At 45.9% G+C, this 25101-nt stretch carries 15 protein-coding genes; 6 read left to right on the forward strand and 9 right to left on the reverse strand.

Going from position 1 to position 25101, the window contains the following annotated elements; translation table 11 throughout:
* The first annotated feature begins 160 nt into the window (after window positions 1-160).
* Complete coding sequence (locus tag KJ365_RS02520) at window positions 161-805, forward strand: energy-coupling factor ABC transporter permease (protein WP_214450028.1); 645 nt, start codon at window positions 161-163, stop codon at window positions 803-805.
* A gap of 39 nt (window positions 806-844) precedes the next feature.
* On the opposite strand, the gene KJ365_RS02525 is transcribed toward KJ365_RS02520, so the two are convergent.
* Window positions 845-1411 carry a phosphoribosyltransferase gene (locus KJ365_RS02525; protein WP_214450029.1) on the reverse strand — a complete coding sequence of 189 codons (567 nt, stop codon included), beginning with the start codon at window positions 1409-1411 and terminating at the stop codon, window positions 845-847.
* Between the two features lie 52 nt (window positions 1412-1463).
* On the reverse strand, window positions 1464-2660 hold the full coding sequence (locus KJ365_RS02530) for a lipoprotein-releasing ABC transporter permease subunit (RefSeq protein ID WP_214450030.1): 1197 nt from the start codon (window positions 2658-2660) through the stop codon (window positions 1464-1466).
* 132 nt (window positions 2661-2792) lie between these two features.
* Between KJ365_RS02530 and KJ365_RS02535 the strand changes: the two genes are divergently transcribed.
* The 5 genes from KJ365_RS02535 to KJ365_RS02555 are packed head-to-tail and all read left to right on the forward strand — an operon-like array spanning window position 2793 to window position 10973.
* On the forward strand, window positions 2793-3371 hold the full coding sequence (locus KJ365_RS02535) for a PilZ domain-containing protein (RefSeq protein ID WP_214450031.1): 579 nt from the start codon (window positions 2793-2795) through the stop codon (window positions 3369-3371).
* 27 nt (window positions 3372-3398) lie between these two features.
* The gene (gene mfd / locus KJ365_RS02540; protein WP_214450032.1) at window positions 3399-6896 is read left to right on the forward strand and encodes a transcription-repair coupling factor; all 3498 of its coding nucleotides are present in this window, start codon (window positions 3399-3401) and stop codon (window positions 6894-6896) included.
* Entirely contained in the window at window positions 6889-8097 is a 1209-nt protein-coding gene (locus KJ365_RS02545) for a CsiV family protein (RefSeq protein ID WP_214450033.1), read from the forward strand. The genes mfd and KJ365_RS02545 overlap by 8 nt, the downstream gene beginning before the upstream one ends.
* Window positions 8094-8633 carry a cob(I)yrinic acid a,c-diamide adenosyltransferase gene (locus KJ365_RS02550; RefSeq protein WP_214450034.1) on the forward strand — a complete coding sequence of 180 codons (540 nt, stop codon included), beginning with the start codon at window positions 8094-8096 and terminating at the stop codon, window positions 8631-8633. Before KJ365_RS02545 ends, KJ365_RS02550 begins: the two co-directional genes overlap by 4 nt.
* Before the next feature lie 3 nt (window positions 8634-8636).
* Entirely contained in the window at window positions 8637-10973 is a 2337-nt protein-coding gene (locus tag KJ365_RS02555) for a penicillin acylase family protein (RefSeq protein WP_214450035.1), read from the forward strand.
* An 8-nt stretch (window positions 10974-10981) separates the two neighbouring features.
* On the opposite strand, the gene KJ365_RS02560 is transcribed toward KJ365_RS02555, so the two are convergent.
* The 7 genes from KJ365_RS02560 to recC form a co-directional block, all read right to left on the reverse strand.
* Complete coding sequence (locus tag KJ365_RS02560; protein ID WP_214450036.1) at window positions 10982-11572, reverse strand: hypothetical protein; 591 nt, start codon at window positions 11570-11572, stop codon at window positions 10982-10984.
* A 5-nt stretch (window positions 11573-11577) separates the two neighbouring features.
* Window positions 11578-11874: an integration host factor subunit alpha gene (locus tag KJ365_RS02565; RefSeq protein WP_214450037.1), complete on the reverse strand. Its 297-nt coding sequence runs from the start codon at window positions 11872-11874 to the stop codon at window positions 11578-11580.
* Window positions 11875-11878: 4 nt separating this feature from the next.
* Window positions 11879-14293 (reverse strand): phenylalanine--tRNA ligase subunit beta, encoded by a 2415-nt coding sequence (gene pheT / locus KJ365_RS02570; protein ID WP_214450038.1) that lies wholly within the window; start codon window positions 14291-14293, stop codon window positions 11879-11881.
* 12 nt (window positions 14294-14305) lie between these two features.
* On the reverse strand, window positions 14306-15286 hold the full coding sequence (gene pheS, locus KJ365_RS02575) for a phenylalanine--tRNA ligase subunit alpha (protein ID WP_214450039.1): 981 nt from the start codon (window positions 15284-15286) through the stop codon (window positions 14306-14308).
* A gap of 172 nt (window positions 15287-15458) precedes the next feature.
* On the reverse strand, window positions 15459-17546 hold the full coding sequence (gene recD, locus KJ365_RS02580; RefSeq protein WP_214450040.1) for an exodeoxyribonuclease V subunit alpha: 2088 nt from the start codon (window positions 17544-17546) through the stop codon (window positions 15459-15461).
* Window positions 17543-21337: an exodeoxyribonuclease V subunit beta gene (gene recB, locus KJ365_RS02585; RefSeq protein WP_214450041.1), complete on the reverse strand. Its 3795-nt coding sequence runs from the start codon at window positions 21335-21337 to the stop codon at window positions 17543-17545. The genes recD and recB overlap by 4 nt, the downstream gene beginning before the upstream one ends.
* Entirely contained in the window at window positions 21334-24876 is a 3543-nt protein-coding gene (gene recC / locus KJ365_RS02590; protein WP_214450042.1) for an exodeoxyribonuclease V subunit gamma, read from the reverse strand. The genes recB and recC overlap by 4 nt, the downstream gene beginning before the upstream one ends.
* Window positions 24877-25101: the final 225 nt, after the last annotated feature.

The following is a 25101-nucleotide window of genomic DNA, read 5'->3' on the forward strand; positions in this document are numbered from 1 at the left end:
ATATCTACTAAAATTCGCAAACATTATAGCTTATCGCAGTGGGTGAACACATGACTTGCCACGAATTTCAAAAAACTTTGTATGTGTCGCCACTATGTAAATATCAATTTGTTATACTCATGCCAATAGTCATCGAGGAATCTTTGAAAGGGATGAAGGGTTGAGCGCATTACAAATCATCAGCGTGGTCTTGTATGTAGGTATTGTAGCCTATGTGATCAGTAAAACACCGTTAAAACAAATGCTACAAGATAAGGGATTTCAACATCGCTTGTTTGGCTCGATGACATGTGTTTTTGTATTGTGGCTATTTCGGGTCAGCATCTACGATGGCTTAGTCATGCACTTTTTGTGGCTCACAGCCCTTACCTTAGTGCTTGGCTTTAGGTGGGCAATCATTGCCGCCACGGTTGTATTGATAGGCAGTACCATTATAGGACAAGAACCCTTAGCGATGTTTGGTGTCAATGGCCTATTAGGAGTGCTGTTGCCAGTCGCGTTTACCTATATGGTGTTTATGCTGACCTTTCATAAGCTTCCCCGCCATCTGTTCACTTATATCTTTCTGTGCGCTTTCTTTCCCGGTGCCATCACAATGGCCTTAAAAATGCTGAGCTTAAGTGCTTATTTTTACGCTGACGGAATGTACGCTTGGAATGTAATTGAATACAACTATGCGCAAATGACCATATTAATGATGTTTCCTGAGGCCTTCTTTAACGGCATGACCATGACGTGTTTGATAGTTTATAAACCAGAGCTGGTATATACCTTTGAGGATAAGTTTTATCTTGACGGGAAGTAGTATGAGCGCCTGCGAATGCAAGCGCTCACGCGCTAAGGCTTAGTTGTCGTCTAACAAAATATCGAAAATATCAGATAGTTCTTGCTTGCCCTGACGCAGCTCATCAAGACTCAAACCTGATAGCTCGTGGGGAAAAACTAACCAATCGCTGCTTTCATGAACAAAATAATCAGGAATCAACGTTGTTTTATTGTTAGCAGGTTTATACCAAGGCGTTGCGATACGTATATCTTGTGGCGTGTTTAATCTCATTAACGAATGCACTTGATTGATTAAGGCCTCTACGCTGCGGCCCGAGTCAAATACATCGTCTACAATTAAAAGCTTGTCATTGGCGTTGGCATTTTCAATCAAGTAGTGCAAACCATGTACTTTGATTTCTTTAGACTGCTGATTGATCCCATAGTAGGAGGATGTGCGCACCGCAATATGATCAGTAGGCGCATTCTTGTATTCAAAAAATTCTTGTACCGCAATGCCTATTGGAGCACCACCACGCCAAATCCCCACAATAAAGTCGGGGCGAAAGCCGTCTTTAAAAGCCATAGAAGCTACGCGAAATGAGTCGCGAAGCAGGTCTGCGGAATTGATGAATACTTTATTCACGAGAATATCTACTACCTGTTAGTTACCAATACTTTGGCGCAAAGTATAACGGTTATTCACTTCTGAGGCTATCGGCAGGCTTAATTGAAGCCGCTTTAAATGCTGGATAGAGCGATACGAGCGCACAAACGGCGACGCTGCTGATGGAAATAATCGCAATTTGATGCCACTGCACATCCACAGGCAATCCCGCACCATTCTCACCAAACGCCAAACCGGTATTAAACCAAGACAAGACCGTGTTGAGTTGATACGCGCACAATAAACCCAGTACAACGCCAGCACCCACCCCTTTTAAGCCATTAAAAACCCCATTGAGTAGGAATATTCTTAAAATATCGATGCGCAATAAACCTTGGGTTTGCAAAATCGCTATATCAGAGCGCTTCTCAGAAACCACCATTACCAATGCAGACACCACATTAAAGGCGGCAACGGCAATCACCAACAGTAGCATAAGCACCATCATGTTCTTTTCCATTTTTACCGCATCAAACAAGGCCCCTTGTCGCTCTCGCCAAGTTCTAAAAGCATAGTCATTTGCCTCTAAATATTCCGCGAAAGGCGCAAACTCAAAAGCATCCTTTAAGTACAATCGTGTGTCTGAGATTTGTTCAGGTTTGCTGCGTAATAGACGTGCCACATCGTCAATATGCATCAGAATAACTTTATCATCCATTTCAGAATTAACGCTAAAGATACCCGCTATGGTAACTAATCGCTGACTCGGCACTTTACCTAAAGGCGTATATACGCTCAGCTCTGTACTAATTACGCGTAACCTTTGCCCGATGCGTACATTTAATTGGCTAGCAAGAATTTGACTTATCACTGCGTTATAACTGCCCGAAGAAAGCGACATGTAGTCGCCCTGCACCATATTTTGGGAAATGATCGACTGCGACTGCTCTTGAGCAGCATCAACACCTTGCAATATCAGCCCTTTGAGCTTACTGCGCGACTGCACCACGACCTCACGCTCAGTATAAGGTACTTGCACTATGGTTTGTGATTGAAGATTATCTGGGAGTGAGACACCCTGGTTTTGCTCCACCACAATGTGCGGCAAGATGCCTAAAATACGTGTTTTCAGCTGGCCTTCTAGTCCATTCATGACCGATAGCACAATAATAAGCGCAGCAATACCCAAAGCGATCCCAATCACGGAAAAGCGATTAATAAACGCAACGAAGCTTTGATGACCCCCAGCGCGGGAATAACGCCAAGCAATAAACTGAGAAACAGACATAAATAATGATAAAATCCTTTAACTGCGCTAAGTTTACTATCAATTGACTTACTTTGTGTGAGAAAATTACGATTGATATGTGGGTATCCATGCAAGTCGACATAAGAACAATAACTCCTAACGAGATACAACATGAATGCATTGACAGACAAACTTGAACAATTTAACGCGTTTTACTTAATTGCCCATCCATTAAGAGTCAACGTTGAACCTGCAAGTGATGAACAAATCGCTCAATCTCTTGATCAGTTCGAAGAGTCGATGCCCTACGCATTTAGGATTTCATCGGAAATGTCAGAAATCGAAGCCCAAGCTCTGCGCCCCTTTCGCAATATGGGGGAGAAGTTTGACGAACTTGTGAACTATTTACAGCTGCAAGCCCGTAAAATGGACCTGATGATGTCATATATCTTGTTGCAACAAGATACCCCAGAACTTCGACGCACGGCCATTAAATTTGGAGGCGGAGGTGTTGTACTGCCGAGTCAAACCGACGTTGAGCTTGGTAGTCACGTGATACTAAAGCTATTTTTAGAAACAGAAGCCGCCGCCATTTACTGTATGGCTCAAGCGGTAGAATCACAGACTATGGAAGACGGATTTGCGATAAGTTATGCCTATACCCATATTCGCGAGCAAGACCAAGAGTTACTGGTTCGTGCCAGTCTGCATCTGCAAACCGCTCAGCTAAGAAAGAGTCAATCAAACTAATTTCATAATGTGAGAACCCCTTAATACATGTCTTTATTTGAACCGCGTCTTGCCAAAACAAGGCGAGACGATGCTAATGTTGTTGATCATATTCGTTGGAGTAATCTGCATGGCGCAAGCAAAAGCCTTGCGTTAGCCCAAGCGGCAGTGGACCATACAGGTCCGCTGGTGATTGTCACTCCCGACACTTCTCATGCCATCCAGCTGGAAAAAGAAATTCGTTTTTTCAGCCATGGCCAAGATCTTGAAATACACTTGTTCCCAGATTGGGAGACGCTGCCCTATGACGCATTTTCGCCCCATCAAGATATCGTCTCAAAACGTCTAGAAACGCTATATTTGTTAAGTAAAAAGCGCGCGGGTGTGTTCCTTATTCCTATAAATACATTTTTGCAACGCCAAGCGCCGGTAGAATATGTTGGCCAACATTTACTGTATTTGAATAAGGGGCAACAGCTCGACCCTAGTGAGTTTCGCCGCACGCTCGAAAAAGCCGGCTATCTGCATGTTTCGCAAGTAATGTCGCACAGTGAGTTTAGTGTACGTGGCAGTATCATTGACTTGTTTCCAATGGGCAGCGAACAGCCTTTTAGAATTGACTTGTTTGATGACGAAATTGATTCAATTCGTTTCTTTGAAACCTCTACTCAGCGCAGTCTTGAAGAAATCGATGCTATTCGCCTGTTACCCGCACGCGAATTTCCAACAGATAAAGAGGCGATCACCCTTTTTAGAACGCAGTTTTTAGAGCGTTTTGAAAATGCGAATAATGCTGACCAAGAGTCGGTGTTTTATCAAGTTAGTCGAGGCACCATGCCTGGCGGGGTTGAATACTACTTTCCGCTGTTTTTCGAAAAAACCGCAACCATCTTCGATTATTTGCATAACGATACCTTGTTTGTCATCGATGAACATCTTAGCGAAGCGAGTGATAAATTTTGGCGCGATTTACATAATCGATATGAGCAATATCAGTTTAACTTAGCGCGTCCTCTGTTATCTCCACAAACCCTTTATCAAAGTACTGCCGAAATCCTCAGCGCCCTTAAAGCATGGCCAAGGATGACGTTAAGCAGCAAAACGGGTTCTCCTAGCAAAGGCTTTGCAGACTTCAAATGCGCTGAAATAGAGAATGTTGGCATCGATACCCGCGCAACCAATCCTTATCAAGCGATTCAAGCAGAAGTAAAAAAAGCGCAAAGTAGTAACACACCCGTATTGTTTATTGCTGAATCAACAGGCCACAAAGAAGCGTTACTCGACATCCTCGCAAAGGCCAAAATCAAGCCTAAATCAGTCACGCAATTCGACCCAAGCGCACTTAAGCAAGCGGGCGTATCTTTGATGATAGGCTCGTTAGAAGATAGCTTTATTTGCAGTGACAAAGCCTCTGCCTTAGTTGTGGTTACCGAAAAGCAATTACTTGGACACAAACAAGCGCGCCGCAAGCTCGTGAAACGAGGGCAATCTGTTGATGAAAGCGCCATCATACGCAACTTAGCAGAGCTGTCTGAAGGCTCGCCGGTTGTTCACTATGAGCACGGTGTTGGGCGTTTTTTAGGTCTGCAAACCTTAGACGCCGGTGCAGTAACCACCGAATATCTGTGTATCGAATACGCGAAAAGCGCAAAATTATACGTCCCGGTATCATCGCTTCACCTAATCAGCCGCTACAGCGGAGGTGAGGCCGAACATGCACCGCTGCATAACTTAGGCAATGACACATGGAGCAAGGCTAAGAAAAAGGCCGCTGAAAAAGTACGTGACGTGGCAGCGCAGCTGTTAGATATTTACGCCAAACGCGCCGCCAAACCAGGCTTTGCTTACCCAATCGATTGGCAAGAGTACAAGACCTTTGCCGACAGCTTTGGGCATACTGAAACTGACGACCAAGCACGAGCAATCAACGCGGTCATTCAAGACATGGGCTCACCTAATGCCATGGACCGATTAGTCTGTGGTGACGTTGGCTTTGGTAAAACAGAAGTAGCAATGCGGGCGGCATACATAGCAGCCGCACATGGTAAGCAAGTCGCCATTTTAGTGCCCACGACCCTGCTCGCACAGCAACACTATGAAAACTTTAAAAATCGTTTTTCACAATTCCCGTTTACCATTGAGGTAATGTCGCGGTTTGTCAGCGCAAAAGACCAAAAGCTTACCGCTCAAAGAATTGAAAACGGCACAGCAGATATTATCGTCGGCACACATAAACTCCTCCAGAGCGACATCAAGTTTAAAGATTTAGGTCTGGTGATTATTGATGAGGAGCATCGCTTCGGGGTACGGCAAAAAGAAAAGTTCAAAGCCCTTAGAGCAGATGTCGATATTTTAACGCTTACCGCCACGCCCATTCCTAGAACCTTGAATATGGCGATGAGCGGTATGCGCGATCTGTCGATAATAGCCACTGCCCCTGCCAAGCGATTACCGGTGAAGACCTTTGTGCAAAGGCATCACGACGATATCATTCGCGAAGCAATTATGCGGGAAATTTTACGCGGTGGTCAGGTGTACTACTTACACAATGAAGTCAAAACCATTGAGAAAACCGCCGCCGAAATAGAAGAGTTTGTTCCCGAAGCACGCATAGCCATTGGCCACGGTCAAATGCGCGAGCGCGAGCTAGAAGCGGTAATGAATGACTTTTACCATCAACGTTACAACGTACTGGTGTGCTCAACTATTATCGAAACGGGTATTGATGTCGCCAGTGCCAATACTATTATCATCAATCGTGCTGACCATTTAGGTATGGCGCAGCTACATCAGCTTCGGGGTCGGGTTGGACGATCACATCATCAAGCCTATGCATACTTACTTACGCCACACCCTAAGCGTATGACTAAAGATTCTGTTAAGCGTTTAGAGGCCATCGCATCGCTTGAAGATTTAGGTGCGGGCTTTGCCCTAGCAACGCATGATCTCGAAATAAGAGGGGCGGGTGAACTGCTCGGTGACGACCAGTCAGGGCAAATTAATGCCGTCGGCTTTACCTTGTACATGGAAATGCTCGAACGCGCCGTAGAAGCACTCAAAGAAGGCAAGGAAGTGAGCCTAACCGAAGCGCTTGAACAACAAACAGAAATTGAACTGCGTATCCCTGCCCTGATACCCGATGACTATATCGCCGACGTCAATACACGCCTGTCACTTTATAAAAAGTTGGCTGGCTGCAAGAACGATGACGACATTGACGACTTCCAAATAGAACTCATCGACCGTTTTGGTTTGTTACCAGACCCGGCTAAGCATTTGGTCAAACAAGCGCATTTAAAACTGACTGCACAAACCCTAGGGATCAGTAAAATAGAGTTTAGTGAAACCGGCGGTGTGATTGAGTTTACTCAAGAAACCAAGGTTGACCCAGGTTATCTGATTGGCTTAATACAGTCTAAACCAAAGCAGTATAAGTTTGATGGTCCACAACGCTTACGCGTGATTCATAAAACTACTGCTAACGCACAGCGCATAGAATTGGTACACTCACTGTTAGAGAATTTTGTAAAGGAAAGCAATGCTTAAGCTATCGATTGCCTCTGCTAAATTGACCGCTGCCATAGTATTAGTGGCAAGCTTTATAACTCATGGCCCTGCGTTTGCTCAACAAGAGAGTGAATGGTGGTTTGATGTTGAGTTTATTGCCTTTAAGCGCGATTTACCGGCTAACCAGCCTGAAGATTTTACCCAAGCGAACTATGAATTTTCTGCCAGCCAAGCATATGATTTATTTACATTGGCGCTGTTAAAGCAAAGTAACCCGCTGTTTCGGATGACCGCCAACCTCCCTAAATGTTCGCCTATTGAGCAACCGCCCGTATTACAGGCGGGTATTGACTTAACGGAATATCAACTTCCTCCCTTGCCTGCAAGCGCTGATGAAGCACTTACGATAGCAGCAGAGCCGCTGTTAAGTGTGCAACAAGCACAAGAACTTGAACTCTTTATCAATCAATATGCGATTTGGGACAACTATGTATTTGCTGGGCCTATCGACGTATTTTGCATCGATCACGTTGAATATAACGATATATATAAAACACCCACAAATTTATTTGCCAGCTACGATTACGCGGCGGATTATCATGGGTTATTGTCTATTGAAGAGCGCTACTTAAGTGACTATGCAAAAAGTCTATTTAGACAGCGAGGCATACAAGGCCTGCTCTATACCACATGGCGTCAACCGGTGGTATTTGGTGAACAAAACGCCGAATTTTACAGGGTTTTTGCAGGCGAGAAGTTTCAAAGTGAAACACTGTCCCCTGAAGAGAGCCAAGCGCTCAATGTGGTCGATGAAACAGCGTCATCAGAACTTGAGCAAAGCGACCAAACCATTGAAAAGCTAAAGGCTATGCGAGATGCGATAGCAGCTAGACAATTACTGCCTGTGAATAACGATGAACAAACTGAAACACAGCCCGACGCCATCGATGAATTAGATAATGTATGGGAGCTTGATGGCATCTTTAAGGTCTACCTAGAATATGTAAATCGTGTGCCATACCTGCATATTGACAGTGAATTTAAACATTATCGACTCTCTTTAGATACCCAAGGCGAACAGCAAATTCAAAGCTTTCCATTGAAGCAACGTCGACGCATCATTAGTAAGCAAGTGCATTACTTTGACCACCCTGCTTTCGGCATCATTATTCGTCTTGAGCGTTTTGAAAGACCTGCAGAGCCAGCAGATCAAGAAATCATCCTAGAGGCAGATGAATGAAAATTTATACCAAGCAAGGTGACACAGGCAAAACTCAGGTTTACGCCCAAGACGTCATGAAACTCGATAAAGATGACGCATTACTTGAATGCTATGGCACGCTGGATGAATTAAATGCTAACTTAGGCGTGGCTCACGCACTCATCACAGTGCATGCTGACTCAGCAGACTTATCAGCCTATGCAGCACAGCTTCAAAACATTCAGCAACGCTTGTTTTCTATTGGCTTTGCGATTTCAAACAACGAAGCACTCAACATACAAATGGTCGAAGATTTAGAAAGCAGTATTGACCAAATGCAGGGGCAGCTACCTACCCAAACCAAGTTCATCCTGCCAGGGGGGCATTTAGTCGCCGCGCAGTTGCATGTCGCTAGAACCGTTGCAAGACGCGCAGAGCGTCGATGCGTGAGCCTTTCAAAGCTTTACGATGTCAATCCTCTTGTCATTACCTATGTAAACCGTCTATCAGACTATTTGTTTGTATTAGCCCGCTACTGCAATCAAGGATTTAAGCACCCCGATATTGAGATCTAACGTATGAAAATTATAAAAATAATAATCGTGACCACCCTCGTGCTCATTTCGTTAGCAGCGTTAAGTTTGTACCTCTTCCTTAATAGCCACTTACCGGATTTAGACGGTGAAAGAAGCTCATCGTTTGTCTACTCACAAGCAACACTGGCAAGAGATGCATTAGGTAGTGCTATCGTCCACGCACAAACACAACACGAGGCGGCATACTTGCTCGGCTTTGCCCATGCCCAAGATAGACTCTTTCAGATGGATTTGCTGCGCCGTAATTCGGCTGGTGAATTGTCGGAGCTTGTCGGTGAACGCGCCATTTCAACCGACGAACGAGCACGTTTCTTTCAGTTTAGAAAGCGAGCAGAAAAGATATTTGAAAACTTACCTAGCGATCACAAACGTCTACTCACTTACTACACTAATGGTGTGAACACTTTTATTGAAGAGCACGGCGCAAATGGTTTTGAATACACCTTATTAGGCGCACAGGTTACCCCTTGGCGCGAGGAAGATTCATTATTAGTCAACTATTCTATGTATATGGATTTACAGCGTGCACAAGTGGACCGCGACTTTGAAAACACCGCCATTAAAAAGCTGTTTGGTCAAAGCATGCTCGACTTCTTGTATCAAAACAGCACGTATCAAGCCGCCATTGACGAAAGCTTTTTGCCATTGGAAGATGTAGCCATTCCTTCTCTTGACGTCTTGTGGTCACCCGAGCGTCAAAGCGATGCGTCAGCGTTGACCGCAAAAACATTCTGGCAACCTGAGATTAAAGAGCCGCAAGATATTGGCAGTAATAACTGGGCGGTGTCCGGTAATCTTACCGATTCAACAAGTGCGATGATGAGCAGTGATATGCACCTTAGCCTTGGAGTACCGGCAATTTGGTATCGTGCACAGCTCAACTACAAGCAAGATGAACAAGACATAGCCATTACCGGCGTCTCACTACCTGGCACACCATTGGTGGTTGCGGGCACTAATGGCCATATCGCCTGGGGCTTTACCAATTCTAATGTGGATAATGTAGATTGGATACGCCTTGCTCAAGACACTCCTACACACACCGTCGAGGAGACCATTGCTCTGCCAAACGGCGAAACGCATGTGTACACCTTTGAAATGAGTGAACTAGGGCCTGTTCGCGAGCTAGCAGGTGAAAAGTACGCGCTGAAATGGGTTGCCTTAGAAGCCTACGGTGCCAACATGCAATCGGCAGAAATGGCTGGCGTGACGAATGTGCAACAAGCGCTTGAACTTGCAAAAAGTATTGCCATTCCTGTTCAAAACATGGTGGTCGCAGACGCTCAAGGTAATATCGCATGGCAGTTAACCGGCGCAATTACGGCGCGCACGACGCCTAGCCTTAGCGCCATCGATGAAACCGACGTCGATACGGCGATGTGGGCACAGCAAGAAAGTGCGCCTGCATTCGTGCTTAACCCTGATAATGACCGCGTATGGAGTGCAAATGCACGGGTGGTTAGTGCCGACGATTTCCCTCGATATGGTGACGGAGGTTATGCCCTTGGTGCCCGACAAGAACAAATCGTAGATGCCCTATTTGCACAAAATCAGTTTGATGAAAAAGCATTTAACGATTTACAGTTAGATAATAAAGCCCTGTTCTTATCTCGCTGGCATACCCTACTAACGGACGCCTTACAAAACGATCCGCAAAAATACGCCACTGACCTAGAGCACCTAAACAATTGGCAAGCGTGTGCCTGTGCTGAATCAATTGGCTACACTTTGGTCAGGCGTTTTCGCTCACAAGTGATTAATCAATTAATGGCCCCGGTAGATGAGCAGCTGGCAACCTTCGACATGAATTTACGTCAAGGCTTAAGAGGCATTGAACCGGGGATTTGGCAATTGTTACTAGAACAGCCAGCCCACTGGCTACCTCAAGGATATACCGACTACCCTTCGTTTTTGATGGGCGCGTACGATGATACCCTTAGCACCTTAATTGAACGTCATGATGCAAATCCACGCACGTTAGAAGGACTTCAATGGGGCAAAGTCAACGCGCTACAAATTACCCATCCATTTGCGAGTTCTTTGGGGCCGTTAGCTTCATTTGTCAATATGCCCGTTGTCGCGGGTTATGGCGATAGTTTTATGCCAGCGGTGCAAGGAAGCGGTTTTGGTGCTTCCCAGCGCTTAATTGTTCGCCCCGGGAATTTGGATAAGGCTGTCCTGACCGTGCCTGGAGGGCAATCCATGCATCCAATGTCAGCGTTTTTTGAAGCGGGCTTTAGTGAGTACGCCAACGGTGAGTTAACGCCTTTGCTGCCGCAAGCGATACAACACACTATCGTGTTTAACCCTGCCAAATAAATGCGTATCTACTGAGACTGCATGACCTGTTGCCACTGCTGCTTAGCATTGGCAACGGCGGTTTGCTCATCTAGACCGGCGCTTTTGAGCTCATTGGCAATACTTGAAATAAGGGTATCGCGTTTTTCGACCAAGTCGCGAGACGCTTGGTGCATGTTTTCAAACGCCGGATACTTCGCATATACTGCGTCCACATCTGAAAAAGCAAAGAACGCTTGCTCAAAGTCTCGTTGATAATTAGTCTTCATGCCTTGAAATTCAAGAAAAACTAAGCCTTGTTCCCCCTTTATTAACTTGCGCTCTGAGGCAAGTAAATCAACCTCATCGGCGGCAACGAGCAGACGTGATTGCCAGTCTTTTAATGCGACGGTATCGCCGTTAGCACTCGCATCTGCAAGGGCGTTTTTAACATCCTCAGCACTTAAAAGCTCAGACAAAGACAGTAACGGTTGAGGTTCAATAATGTTTACTGCCTCAGAGGCGGTCGATGGCTGCTCATCTACTTGATCGCCTTCATTGGGCGTACAAGCAATAATAAAAATGCAAAAAGCGCTTGTCAAAAACAAGCGCTTTTTATGGTGATTAACAGTGTACATCAAAACCTTTACTTCGTTGGCGGCACGTTCTCAACGCGACTTTTAAGTTTCTGACCCGGTCTAAAGGTCACTACGCGACGCGCCTTAATGGGAATATCTTCGCCGGTTTTAGGATTACGTCCTGGCCGCTCATTTTTAGTGCGTAAATCAAAATTACCAAAGCCAGACAACTTAACCTGCTCTCCTGCCTCAAGGCACTCTTTGATCTCTTCAAAAAAGAGTTCAACGAGGTCTTTCGCATCTTTCTTGTTAATGCCTAATTTTTCGAACAAATGTTCAGCCATATCCGCTTTGGTTAATGCCATTTGATTAGTCTCTTAATGTTGCACCAAATTGATCTTGTAAATGAGTAATTACTGTATCGACAGATTTTTGTATTTCTACATCTTCCAGAGTCTTTTCAGTGCTTTGTAGCCAAACTGAAATTGCCAAGCTCTTATATCCAGGTTCAATACCCTGCCCTTGGTATATATCAAACAAGTTTAAGTCAACTAATTCAGATATTCCAATTTTTTCAATACTTTTTAATAGTTTACCTGTTTGGACCGACTCTTTTACACTAATTGCGACGTCTCTACGATTAATCGGATATTTCGAAATTACCCCTGCAAGCGGCAATATCCGTGCATTTAGTGCGGTTATTTGCACCTCAAATCCAAAGACCTTACCCGATAAACCCAAAGCCTTTTGATGCTTAGGATGAATCGCTCCAATTGAGCCAATTACACTGCCATTTGATAAAATCGCAGCACTTTGGCCAGGATGATACGCATCTTGAGCAAAGGTAGCGTCGTCATCAAGCTCGTTAAACGGCACAAACTCAAACATGTCAGATTGACCATTTATCGCAATTAATTGCTCACACATCGCTTTGGCATCAAAAAAGTCCAGCGGCCTGTTGGCAATGCCCCAATGCTCATCGTGAGAGTTACCGCATAGCACTCCACCAATCATTGGCACTTGCAATACACCGGTCTTTTCTTGTTGACTTGGAGTGAATATTAAACCGCTTTCAAACAATTTTATATTAGACTGTTGTCGCTTCTGATTATAAGAAAGCGCACTTAACAAACCCGGTAACAAACTCACGCGCATGACCGACATATCGCTAGAAATGGGGTGCGGTAATGCAAGCCCTTCTAGATTAGGAAATAACAGCGTCTGCTTTTTAGGATCAACAAACGAATAGGTAATCGCTTCGAGATAACCTTGCTCCATTAACACCGTTTTCAATTGGCGCGTCGATACTTCACTTTCTGGGTGAGCATTGATTTGCAAATGCGCTAACGGTGCTTTGTTTTCGATGTTGTTGTAGCCATATATTCTCGCTACTTCTTCAATTAAGTCTTCTTCAATGGCAATATCAAAACGGTAGGATGGTGCTTCTACAGTATATGTCGTCTGTGTGGCATCTACCTGCATACCCAAACGCGTTAGCATGTCGCTCACACGCACCGAATCAATTTCTTTGCCCAGTACTCGTGTAATACGAGGGTGACGTAGGGTAATCTTATTTCGTACAGGTAAATGCTCTTGAGAGACCGCTTCAACGACAGGACCGGCTTTACCCCCTACAATGTCTAGCAGTAAGGCGGTAGCACGTTCCATCGCAGCATGCTGTAAAGCAGGGTCAACTCCACGCTCATAGCGATGCGATGCGTCTGTGTGCAGCGCATATTGTCTCGACTTACCCAAGATATCATCAGGGTTAAAAAAAGCGGCTTCTAAAAAGATGTTTTTAGAGTCGGGCGTAACGCCTGAATGAAGACCACCAAAAATGCCTGCAAGCGCAAGTGCATTTTTCTCATCTGCAATGACAAGGGTATCTGTATTGATCGTTATGTCATTGCCATCGAGCAAGGTGATTTGCTCACCGCTCTTAGCAAAACGTACTGTGATATCGCCGTTTAAAGTATCGTTGTCAAAGGCATGCATCGGATGCCCCATCTCAAGTAATACAAAATTAGTGACGTCAACCACAGGGTCGATGCTTCTTACGCCGCTACGACGTAATTTTTCTTTCAGCCACAGCGGGCTTTGTGCATTAACATTAACGCCTTCAATGACCCGGCCTAAATAACGTGGACACGCATCTGGCGCATCAAGGTTGATACCTCTAACGCTATCAATCGTCGGTGAAGTCGATTCAATCACCGGCTCGCATACGTCTAGCTGGTTAAGTACCCCTAGCTCACGGGCAACACCCTTTAATCCTAGGCAGTCAGCACGGTTTGGCGTTAAATCAATTTCAATGGTGTGATCGTCTAATTGCAGATATTCACGAATATCTTGACCCACTGGCGCGTCTTGCGGCAACTCTAGAATACCGGAATGGTCTTCGCCCATACCAAGCTCAGAAAAGCTACACAGCATACCAAACGATGGTTGCCCGCGTAGTTTTGCTTTTTTGATTTTAAAATCACCGGGTAATACCGCGCCGACCTTTGCCACGGCAACTTTTAGGCCTTGACGACAGTTTGGTGCGCCGCAGACAATGTCGAGCAGCTCATCTTCACCCACATTGACCTTAGTCACTTGTAACTTATCGGCGTCGGGATGCTGTGTGCAAGTCACTACCTCGCCAACCACCACACCTGAAAACGCGCCCGCAACCGGCTCAACGCCATCTACCTCAAGCCCGGCCATGCTGAGCTGCTCGCAAAGTGCATTTGTATCTAAAGCTGGGTTAACCCACTCTCTTAACCAAGATTCACTGAATTTCATGTTTAACTCTAATTAATTAAATTGCTTGAGGAAACGAATATCGTTCTCGAAAAAGGCACGTAGGTCATTTACGCCATAGCGGAGCATCGTAAGACGCTCAACGCCCATACCAAAGGCAAAGCCAGTATAGGTTTCTGGGTCGATGTTTACGGCCCTCAGCACATTAGGGTGAACCATGCCACAGCCAAGCACCTCAAGCCATTGACCATTTTTGCCCATCACATCCACTTCAGCAGAAGGCTCTGTGAACGGAAAATAAGAAGGACGGAAACGGACTTTTAAATCTTCCTCAAAAAAGTGATGTAAAAAGTCATGTAGCACCCCTTTAAGCTCTGCAAAACTCACATCAGTATCGACCATCAACCCTTCGACTTGGTGGAACATCGGCGTGTGGGTCTGATCGTAGTCATTACGGTATACGCGGCCAGGCGAGATAATACGAAGGGGCGGCTTTTGAGCTTCCATCGTGCGAATTTGCACGCCTGATGTCTGCGTACGAAGCATCACATCGGGATTAAAATAAAAGGTATCGTGGTCGGCGCGAGCGGGATGGTTTTTTGGAATATTTAACGCATCGAAGTTATGAAAACCATCTTCCACTTCTGGACCAGTTTTGACAGAAAAGCCAATATCTGCAAAATACTGCTCAATGCGCGCAATCGTGCGACTCACTGGATGCAGAGTCCCTGCGGGTAAACGGCGACCAGGTAGGGTTACGTCCACCGACTCTTCTGCTAATTTAGCGTTTAGCTCAGCTTCTTTAAGACCTTGGATTTTACCGTTGATCAGACCTTGAATTTGCTGTTTCACCTGGTTAATTTTTTGCCCAGCTGCAGGACGCTCTTCTGCAGATAACTGCCCTAAGCCCTTCATCAAGTCGGTTACTTTACCCTTTTTTCCCATAAACTCTACGCGCACAGCGTCAAGTTCTGCTGGAGTATTCGCAGCGGCGACGGCATTTTCCGCTTCGCTTATTATGGCGTCTAAGTCCATCCTGTCCTCTTATTCTTGGCCCGTTTACGGCTCAATTAATCATCGTTAATGCTTATAAAGCGCGCATTTTACATGGTTTTAAATGGTTTTTGGTGACAAATTTCTCGATGTACTTGAATTTCTGCTTTTTTCTTTTAAATCTACCTGTTTTTTGGCCCATTTAGCGAAGTATTTAGAGCATTAACCCCGACTCTCGGTGAATCGGGTTTTCAATCGCATCCGTTAGCACTTTGGTGTTTGGAGATACGATGCTTAAAAAACGTTTTGCTCGGGTAATTGCCGTATACGTAAGCTCTTTGGTGACCACCGCGTTGACTTTATCGGGTAAGATTAAACAAGCGTGCTCAAATTCCGAGCCTTGGGACTTATGCACGGTCATTGCAAATACCGTTTCTAACGACTGCAAGCGGCTCACAGAGAACCAACGCACACTTGTATCATCTTTGTCGCTTGGAAACGCCACCCTGGGCACAAACGCAGGTCCGGTGCTAGTTTGTACCCAGCGCTTTATTACTATTCCCACATCGCCGTTTTTTAAGCCCAAATTGTAGTCGTTGCGGGTCATTAAAACGGGGCGTCCCTGATAAAAGCTTCCCTCCTGCTTGAGGGTGTCTTTATCAATCAACGCACTTTCAATGAGTTGATTGATGGCTTGCACCCCATATGGTCCCTGACGCATGGCACAAAGGACCTGAAAACGCTCAAAGCAGGTGAGCACTTGTTTAGCAAAATCATTCCATTGTTGCTCTGGCGTATCCTCATCAAAGCGGCCTTGCGCGCTTTTAAGTAACGACAAGTAAGCGCTGTACCCAACAGGGCTTGGATGCGGTCCATGTTGCTCAGCGGCGTCTATGGAGCCATCTTTGATAAACCGCTCGACAGTGCCGCTTTTCGCATGCTCGATAATCGCTTGTGATGAAATGTCATCAATCAACCATATCGCATCGGCTAAGGTATTGTCTTTAAACCGCTTTAAAAGCGCATGATCTGGTTTGCCATGATTAACCATTTGGGCTAATTGCCCAATGCCGCTGTTGGCATCAAACCTAAAGCTATGCGTTAGCATCGCAACATTTTGCGCCAGTACAGGCACCTCCTCTTGCCCACTTGCCCCAGCAAGCTCGATGCCCGTTACGCTATGCAACCATGCGCGGGTGGCTTGATTGTATTGCGCATCGTCCGCATCTTTCGCTAGTTGACCTAGTACCGCACCGGCGTCAACCGAAGCAAGCTGATCTTTGTCCCCTAGTAAGATCAAGCGGGTTTGATGCTTAAGCGCTTGCACCACCGAGGCCATCAAACTCACGTCGACCATCGATGCCTCGTCAATCACCAAAACGTCTATGATTAACGGATTGCGTTGGTTATGAACAAATTGTCGGGTATTAGGTCGACTGCCAAGTAGCCGATGTAGCGTCGTAACCTCACTAGGAATGTCGTGTTCGGTCACATTACCGGGTAACTCGTTGTACGGTAGCTTCGCCACAGAGTCTCTGATTGACTGACTTAAACGCGCAGCGGCTTTACCGGTGGGTGCTCCAAGCGCAATACGCAATTTCTCGCCGTTCGTTTCGCTCGCGATACTCTGCAATGCCGCCAGCAAACGCAGTACGGTTGAGGTTTTGCCGGTACCTGGGCCACCCGTTACGATTGCAAAGCGGCTGCGAGCACCAATTGCACAGGCGAGCATTTGCGAGCTCGACAGTGACATATCATCATCTTTAAACAACACTTCAAGGGCTTGCCTTAAAAGGGTGGATGCTCTATCACTTGCATCAGTGAAGGCCATTAACGGGGCTACGCGTAACGTAACAGCCTGAGCAATTCGCTCCTCGTACTGATAAAATCGCAATAAGTAAAGGCGCTGCCCTTTTAATGCAAGTGGCGCTGTATCCTGACCACTAACGGTGACGGTTTTACATTGACTAAGCGCTGAAATACAAGCCTCAACGTGGGTCTGCGAGAGAATGGATGCGAGGCTGACAAGTGTTTTAGGCGCATTATCTGGAATCGGCAGGTAATCATCGGGCGCACTGAATACTTTACCTAAATCAATGCACACGTGACCATCACTTAAATGCAATGAACACACCGCGGCCATGAGCACCGTGAACGGGTCAACATCAAAGCCGCGTTCTTGCCCTATTGCACAAAGGCCCTTAGCAAATGCGAAGTCAACGGCTCTAATTGCGCCGGCCTTTCGCCACTCACTCAGTAACGCAATTGTACTTTGTGCGTCTGATAAATATGCGTGTGTCATACCACATCCTCAGCGGTCAAAGACATAGCGCGACTTGTGAAAATCTCGTCAATCGCTTCAATAACCTCTAACGAAGGCTTAGTAGTAAACACGCCCTGGGTTTCACTCGCATACCCGCGCAAGAAATAGTAGACACAGCCGCCAACATGTTGCTCGTAATCATAATCAGGCAAGCGCTGCTTCAATAGTCGGTGCAAGGCAACAAGATATATCACAAACTGCAGGTCGTAACGGTGCGCTAGTATCGCAAGTTCCATGTTCTCCAGGGTATATGCGCTATCATCATCACCTAGATGATTAGACTTATAATCGAGCACATAATACTGTCCGTTTGCTTCAAAGGTTAAATCAATAAAGCCTTTAAAAATTCCCGACATGATTGTCTGGGCGGCATCATTGCGTCGACCAAAGCCGTCAACTGTAGCTCTCGGCGCACCTTTAAGGGTCTTGTTACGCACAATTTGGTCAATTTTGTGTAGGTCGGCTTTATGGGTACTAAACCAAAACTCCATTTCAGCAATCACCAAAGTAAGCTCACTTAAACACCCTTTTGCTGGGGCTTCATCGGCATGTGTAGCGAGCGTAAAGGGCTGGGTAATGACGCCCATCATCCACTCAAACACAATATCGTTGTATTGTTGCCAACCGGCACTTTCAATTTGAGCAGAAACGTGGTCTTTTAACAGGTGTGGCGAACTTGCCACCTTGCTAAAGCCCGTCTTACAGGCCCATTCAAGAATATTATGCAAAAACGTGCCCGGCATCGCGCCGCGGTGAAAGGTATGCACATTAAGCACGTCTTGCGCTAGCGTATGTGCTAATGTGGGCGGCGCATTTACATCTGTTAGTTCAGCATTATCTTGCAGTTGTTCTTGTACTCGTGGGTCAATATTGGTTGACTCGTTGTGCGTTTCATTTGCTGATGCATTGCTTAAATGTGTGGTCGCGTGATCGTATTGAATACTCGAATAACTATAGGTATTCCACATTTGCTCTACTTTTCTGGTGCTCGTGCGAGCATGCCCTATCTCAGACCGCGTCGGCGCGCGATAGCTGGCATCACTTGGTTGCGGTAGTGGGCATACGTCAATACTGGCAGGGGCGCCTTGCACAAGCGACTGAAGCGCCTTAGATGGGTCATCGCTGTGTGCTGAGGCATTAAGCAAATAAGCCAACCCACTTTTTTGCCATTCAGTATTATTCGCGCACCCTACCCACGTCATATATTTCGCGCGGGTTAATGCAACATACAACTTTCTGATATCTTCTTGCGCGAGCTCTTCTTGCAAGGCTTGTTTTGCCTCGCTAGGGTCAAAAGATACCTTAAGCTCACCCTCTTTATGGTAAGTAAAGAAATTTTGATGTTTTGGCACGTTAGACGCGGCACTGGCGTAAGGCAAAAATACTAAGGGATACTGTAAGCCTTTAGATTTGTGTACGGTGACGATTTTAATCAAGTCGTTATCGCTTTCTAAACGAGGCTTATTAAAGTCAACCTCATCTTGTTCTGGCGCATATAAGGCTTGCTCAAAATACGATAACAAACTCTCAATACCATCAAGGGTAATACTCGCTTGCTGCAGCACCTCGCCTATATGCAATAGGTCAGTGATAATTCTCTCACCATCACGTTGCGACAATAGCTGCGAGTGTACGTTGAAATCTAACATTAGTTTGCGCAGCGCCGGCAGCACGCCGTTGTATGTCCATATTATGCGATACGCTGAAAAGCGCTGAACCATTTGATCTATAAGGGTTTCGTCGTTAAGCATCTGCTGCAGTTCAACAACGCTTCTATTAATGCTCTGCGTCCCTAGTGCTCTGCGAATAAGCGACACCTGACTGGGTTGTGCCATGGCTTTTAACCAATACAATATTTCCTTAGCCACTGGCGTGGACAATACGCTACCTCGCGTCGATAAATATACTGAGTTGAGGTTTTTGGCCATCAGAGCTTGCTTAACCGCAGCGGCTTCATTTTTGTTGTTTACCAATACTGCAATATCTCGCGGTGATACGGTGCGCCTCTGCTCTGGCCTTTGTGCGTCGCAAAAATATGTCTGCCCGTCGAGAGCACCTTGTAACAGTTCAGCAATTTGAGTGGCGCAGGCATTGGCCATATCGTTGCGCCACTGCTGCGCATTATGAGGGGCAAGTTTGCCATTATCTTTATAATTGACATGCTCCCAAAAAACCAGACTTGTCTCGCGCTTGCCTTCAATAACAAAACGACTCGACAAGCCATTGGCATTCACAGGATAAAAAGGAATGGGGTTACTCTGACCATCGCTGAACCTAAATGCGCCTTTTTCAAGGGCATCGCCGCATTCAAATAAATAGTTTACCGCCTCGACCATCTGCGCAGTCGACCGGTAATTTGTGGCAAGGGTGTATTTTGCGTCACCTACTGCGTTGGCCGCCTTCAGGTAGGTATAAATATCTCCGCCTCTAAAGCTGTAAATCGCTTGTTTGGGATCGCCAATCATCAACAAACTTGTTTGATAATCAGCGTCTTGCCGTAGATAAATTTTGTCAAAAATACCAAATTGAACTTGGTCTGTATCTTGAAATTCATCAATCAACGCGACTGGGAACTGCCTGGCGATAGTATTAGCAAGCGTTTGATTTATACTCTGCCCCTCACCGTCGCCCTTAGATAATGCATCATGTAAATAAGACAGCAAACCATCAAAACTCAATTCTCCTCGACCTTGTTCATACGCCAACACCGACTTAGCGATGCTCTGTGCGGCATGTTCATAAAGCACATGTGGGGTTTGCCTCTCGAGTGCTTGCAGTTTAAATAGCTTGTCCATTTGCGCACAAATACCCAACTCGTTTACCTTGCCGTCTAGCAAAGCAGCAAAGTGATGTGTTTGTAGCTTTCTTAAACCACTAGGCGCGTCGGAGTCGTTAAATCGAGGAGGATACACCTCATTAAATACATCCCACTGTCGCAATAGCGATAGGGCCAGCGCAAACGGCTTAGCAATGGTGGTTTTGTTGAGTTTAAGCGTAACTGCGGTCTGCGTAACAAAGTCTTCTAGTTCATCAAGTAATACTGACCAGTTTTGCTGCAAAACATCATCTCTGAGCGCACAAAACTCGTCAATATGCGCCCATCGATTAACGCTTTGAGGCATATTCTTTACGTGCGTTAGACTATTGGCGATATTTGCGACTAGGCGCCCAGGCGAACCAAACGCATTAACGCTCTGACGCAAACGTTCTCCACTAAGAGGATAAACATGCTCACGCCAATAGTCTTTTGCGGCCATTTCCAACACCGGTTGTCGATTGGTCTCAAGTTGAAGCTTGAACAAGCTCCCGCTATCAAAGGCATGCTCAGATAACATACGATTACACCAAGCATGAATGGTTAAAATAGCAGCTTCATCCATTAACTCTAGGGCATCTAAAAGACGCTTGCGGCAACCTGAGTATTCTTGTGCTGTATAACTTTGCTTGAGCGTTTCTAAGAGGCTAACATCTTCACCCGCTGGAATTTGCGGCTCAGGTGCGAATACTTCTGCGGCCAGGCTTAAATTTAGTCGAATGCGATCAACAAGCTCTTTGGTAGCAGCGTCGGTAAAGGTCACCACCAAAATTTGCTTGGGCAGCAGCCCTTGAGACAATACGCTGTCGGACTTTGTGCCGTGACCAAGCACTAACCGTACATACAAAAATGCAATGGTGTAGGTTTTACCGGTTCCAGCACTCGCTTCAATCAACGCATTTTGCGAAAGCGCAAAGGTTAAAGGATTAAGGGCGTTGGGAGATATGTTGTTCATTGTCCTATCGATAGCTCCTTACAGGCTTCCACCATAGGCAAATACAACGCACGAGCAGCACAAGAAAACGCTTCATCCTCTACAAAGCTTACTATATCGATATCTTGACCAAATGCGCGCGTGTAATAACCGTTATCAAACTCCAGTGAGCGTTCAAACGCATCCACCGCATGAGTAATATTTACAGCCTCTGGCTTTGCTCGAATCGCCGAGGCAAGTTCACACCCAGCGGCACTTTCAAGCTTTAGAGGCTCGGTCATACCTAATTGCCAGTACTTTAGAATATCTGTCAGCAACGCCTTGGCATCAATGGCTGATAGCGGGCTAAACTCATATCCAAAATCTCGTTCTTTGGCCAAGATCTCAGTCGTAAATGGCTGAGCGCTTAAATGACCGATAACGTGCTCTAACCAATGCTGCAACAATGCGTCAAAGCGTGTAACAAGGTTTTTATGTCGCTTTTTACTGGTTTTAGAATACGCCACGACAACACGCCGAACATCCTCACCATCTTGCCAAAAACCGCCTAAACTATCTTCTATAACAATCTGATTGCCACCTTCAAGGTCGAAGGTTTCATTGATATCTATTCGCCAATCGTCAAGCGCGTTAAGCAGCTGAATGCGGTTAAGGTATCGCTGACCAAGAGCAAACATATCGTGTTTAAGAGTTTGGCTGAGTACTTCGGTAGTTGAGGCTAAGCCCAACTCCCCTGACTGCGCAAGGGTATGCAAGGTATGATTAACGTGCTCGATTAACTGGGTTTGTGTCTGGCTGTTTAATATCGCCTGCTCGATTAATCGACTATCAACAGCATACCGATGTAAATTATCTAGCTCAAAGGTTTCATCATCGCCAGCCGGGCGATCATCGTCATCAAACCGAATTTGTAAAGCCCAGTGAAAAAATGCTTCTACTGGCTTTTTCATAAAGCTTGTAATATTTTGAATGGTCAGCGCCCCTTCTGGCGGCACAAACATGACCGACTCTAGACGCTGCGGGCAGAGCTCAGGTGCATTTTGGTGTACTTTCACACTCGTGTCGCGCCATTCATGAGCAAATGTAAACCACTTATCTCGAACTTGCGGAAAGTATCGCTCGCTAAAAGCTTGTAAAGGATGAACCGAGCGCAGCATATCGCTCAGTGAGGCGCTCCGTATCCTATCTTGAGAGTCGTTAGGGCAAGGCGTCCAAAACTTATCGATATAAGTGAGCAACTGCGAAACCAATGTTGATGGAGGGCGCACGGAGTCATCTTTAATACTTCGACCTACCCAACTCACGTAAAGCGCCTCTCTGGCAGCCAACAAGGCTTCCAAAAACAAGTAACGGTCATCTTCGCGAATAGAGCGGTCTCCTGGGCGATAGTCATTAGCCATTAAATCAAAATCGACGGGCTTATTGCTTCTTGGAAACGCACCATCGTTCATGCCCAGCAGGTATACTCGCTTAAAGGGTATTGCGCGCATTGGCATAAGCGTCGCAAAGTTCACCTTCCCCATTAAAAAGCGGTGATTTAGGGTGCCTGCATCTAAGCCTGCCAACACCCACTCTTTTACAGTGTTAACGGGCAATAAAACATCGGTAGCATGTGCTAAGTTGATGTTACTGACTAATTTATCCAATTGACGGTTGATTTGCGCCATTACCGCCACGGTTGTAATGTCGTCGCTTGCAAAGAAGGTATCAATCAAGTCTCTTACCAGGGTTTGCCATTGTACTGCCGTATGCGCGTGATCAAGGCTTGATTTTAAATCTGCCAACGCATCTAAAAACTCTGCTAAATTGCCAATTAAACTGGCCTCCAGCCCCCCTACTTCTGCATAAGGAAGGTGTCCTTGCCAACTACCGCTATCGCCCATGCTGTAGCCGAGTAACATCGCTCGCAAGCCTGCCTGCCAAGTATTCACGCTGCTTGCCTGCATGGGCACAAATTCAGTGCGCTGGTTTGCATCCAATCCCCAACGTATGTTTGCGCCTTGTACCCAATGCTTGATGACATCTAAGTCTTGCAAGCTAAAACCAAACGTTTCGCCAATCGCAGGAAGCTCTAACAAAGACATTAATTCGCTATAAGTAAAACGACTGTCCGTTAACGATAGCAGTGCCTCAAAGGCAATCACGTTAGGGTCTACATGTCGCAAGCCTTGGTCTGAAATAGTAAAGGGGATCGCACGCTTATCGGTCGCATCAAATAAGCCAAATACGGCATTAATATGCGGCGCATACTTATTGATATCCGGCGTCATCACCAAGATATCACTCGGTAGTAATGAGGGGTCTTGATTAAATGCATCGAGCAGTTGGTCGTGCAACACTTCGAGTTCTCGTTGCTCGCTGTGCACCTCATGAAACACAATAGATGTATCGTCATCGATGTTCACGGTGCGCTGCTTTGCAATTAGCTCAGCAATAGGTGTTAAGTGGAAGATATCGTTTTGAAGTTGATGCAATAATGTTGCGCCATAAGGGCTGTCTTCATCCCCGTATGGATAAAACACATCTTGGCGCTGAATAGGTATATGAGCGTTTGTATTGCCCTGCGTGCCGTCAAACTGCTCTAAAAGGCGAATATAATCACGCCCCTGCTTGCCTAAGGTTGCCAATATAGGGTTGGCATGATTGTGCATTTCATCCAGAGGGATATTAGCAAAGTATTCATGCTGATTAGCGCGTTGCTTGTGCGCATTTATCGCAATCAGATCACGGTGGCTGACAATATCACCCCAATAATACTGACACGGGTTTGCCACACAAAATACCACCTGCGTGAACTTACTGACCAATTGCAAGGCCTCAAGAATTTGTTTTGGCATTGCGCTTACGCCAAATACAAAAATACGCTTGGGAAGAAGCTCTGCATGCATAGGTTCGCTTGCCACCTTCGCCGCCTGCATAAATAGACTGTGAACGCTCGACCTGCTGGTGCTCGCTAGGTCGTGGCCTACGTCATCTAGTATGGCCCTCCAAAACTGCGCCTGCCAAACGTTCTCAGCATCAAGCGACTTAGACACACCATTGATATTAATACTGTCGATTTGTTGCTGCCAATTGGCCAGCCAGTCCGCTCTATACACCTGATATTGGTCAAACAGCAATGCCAAGCGTTCAGCAAGCTGAAAGCGCCTGATTTCAGGGTTACTGCCATCAAGAAACGTCTTTAATACCTTAAACTCAGATTGCTTTGGAAGCGTTTCTAAGAGTCGGTAGATTCGCCAAAGCAAAGGGTCTTTATCGAGTGGGGATTGATCTGGCACTTCGTCGGTAGGTAAAAAGGCCCGATAGACACGCCATATAAAGGTAGAGGGCAACGAAAAATCCATGCCCGCAGCAATGCCAAGACCGCCTTCATCAATACTTTGTGCTAAACCTAGTTTTAACCATTGAGCAATACCATTGCTCTGCACTAAACACATATCGTTTTGCAACGGAGCAAGGGGATCGGTTTTGCAGATCGTCACCACAATCGCCCGCAAATCTTCGAGGCGATTGGCGTGGTAAGAATAAAATCCAGACTTTGGTGGCGCAGACGACATCATGTATCAAAGCTCTTATTACGGCGACTTGGTGATGAGGTTACCTATTGATTGATGCTACGTTTTAATATGTTTTAGGCACCTTTTAATCATATCATCATATGCTTTTCACAGACGTTTTAACAGCCTCAAATGAATGAAATTTAAGGGCTTAGCGAGGGCATGCTAATACGCGCATACTTCCTGCACAGGACGCGACTTAAGGGTAGGTTTTATCAGCGGGATCAA

Origin of the sequence: Glaciecola sp. XM2, from assembly GCF_018595715.1 — a bacterium.
Taxonomy (GTDB): Bacteria; Pseudomonadota; Gammaproteobacteria; order Enterobacterales; family Alteromonadaceae; genus Glaciecola.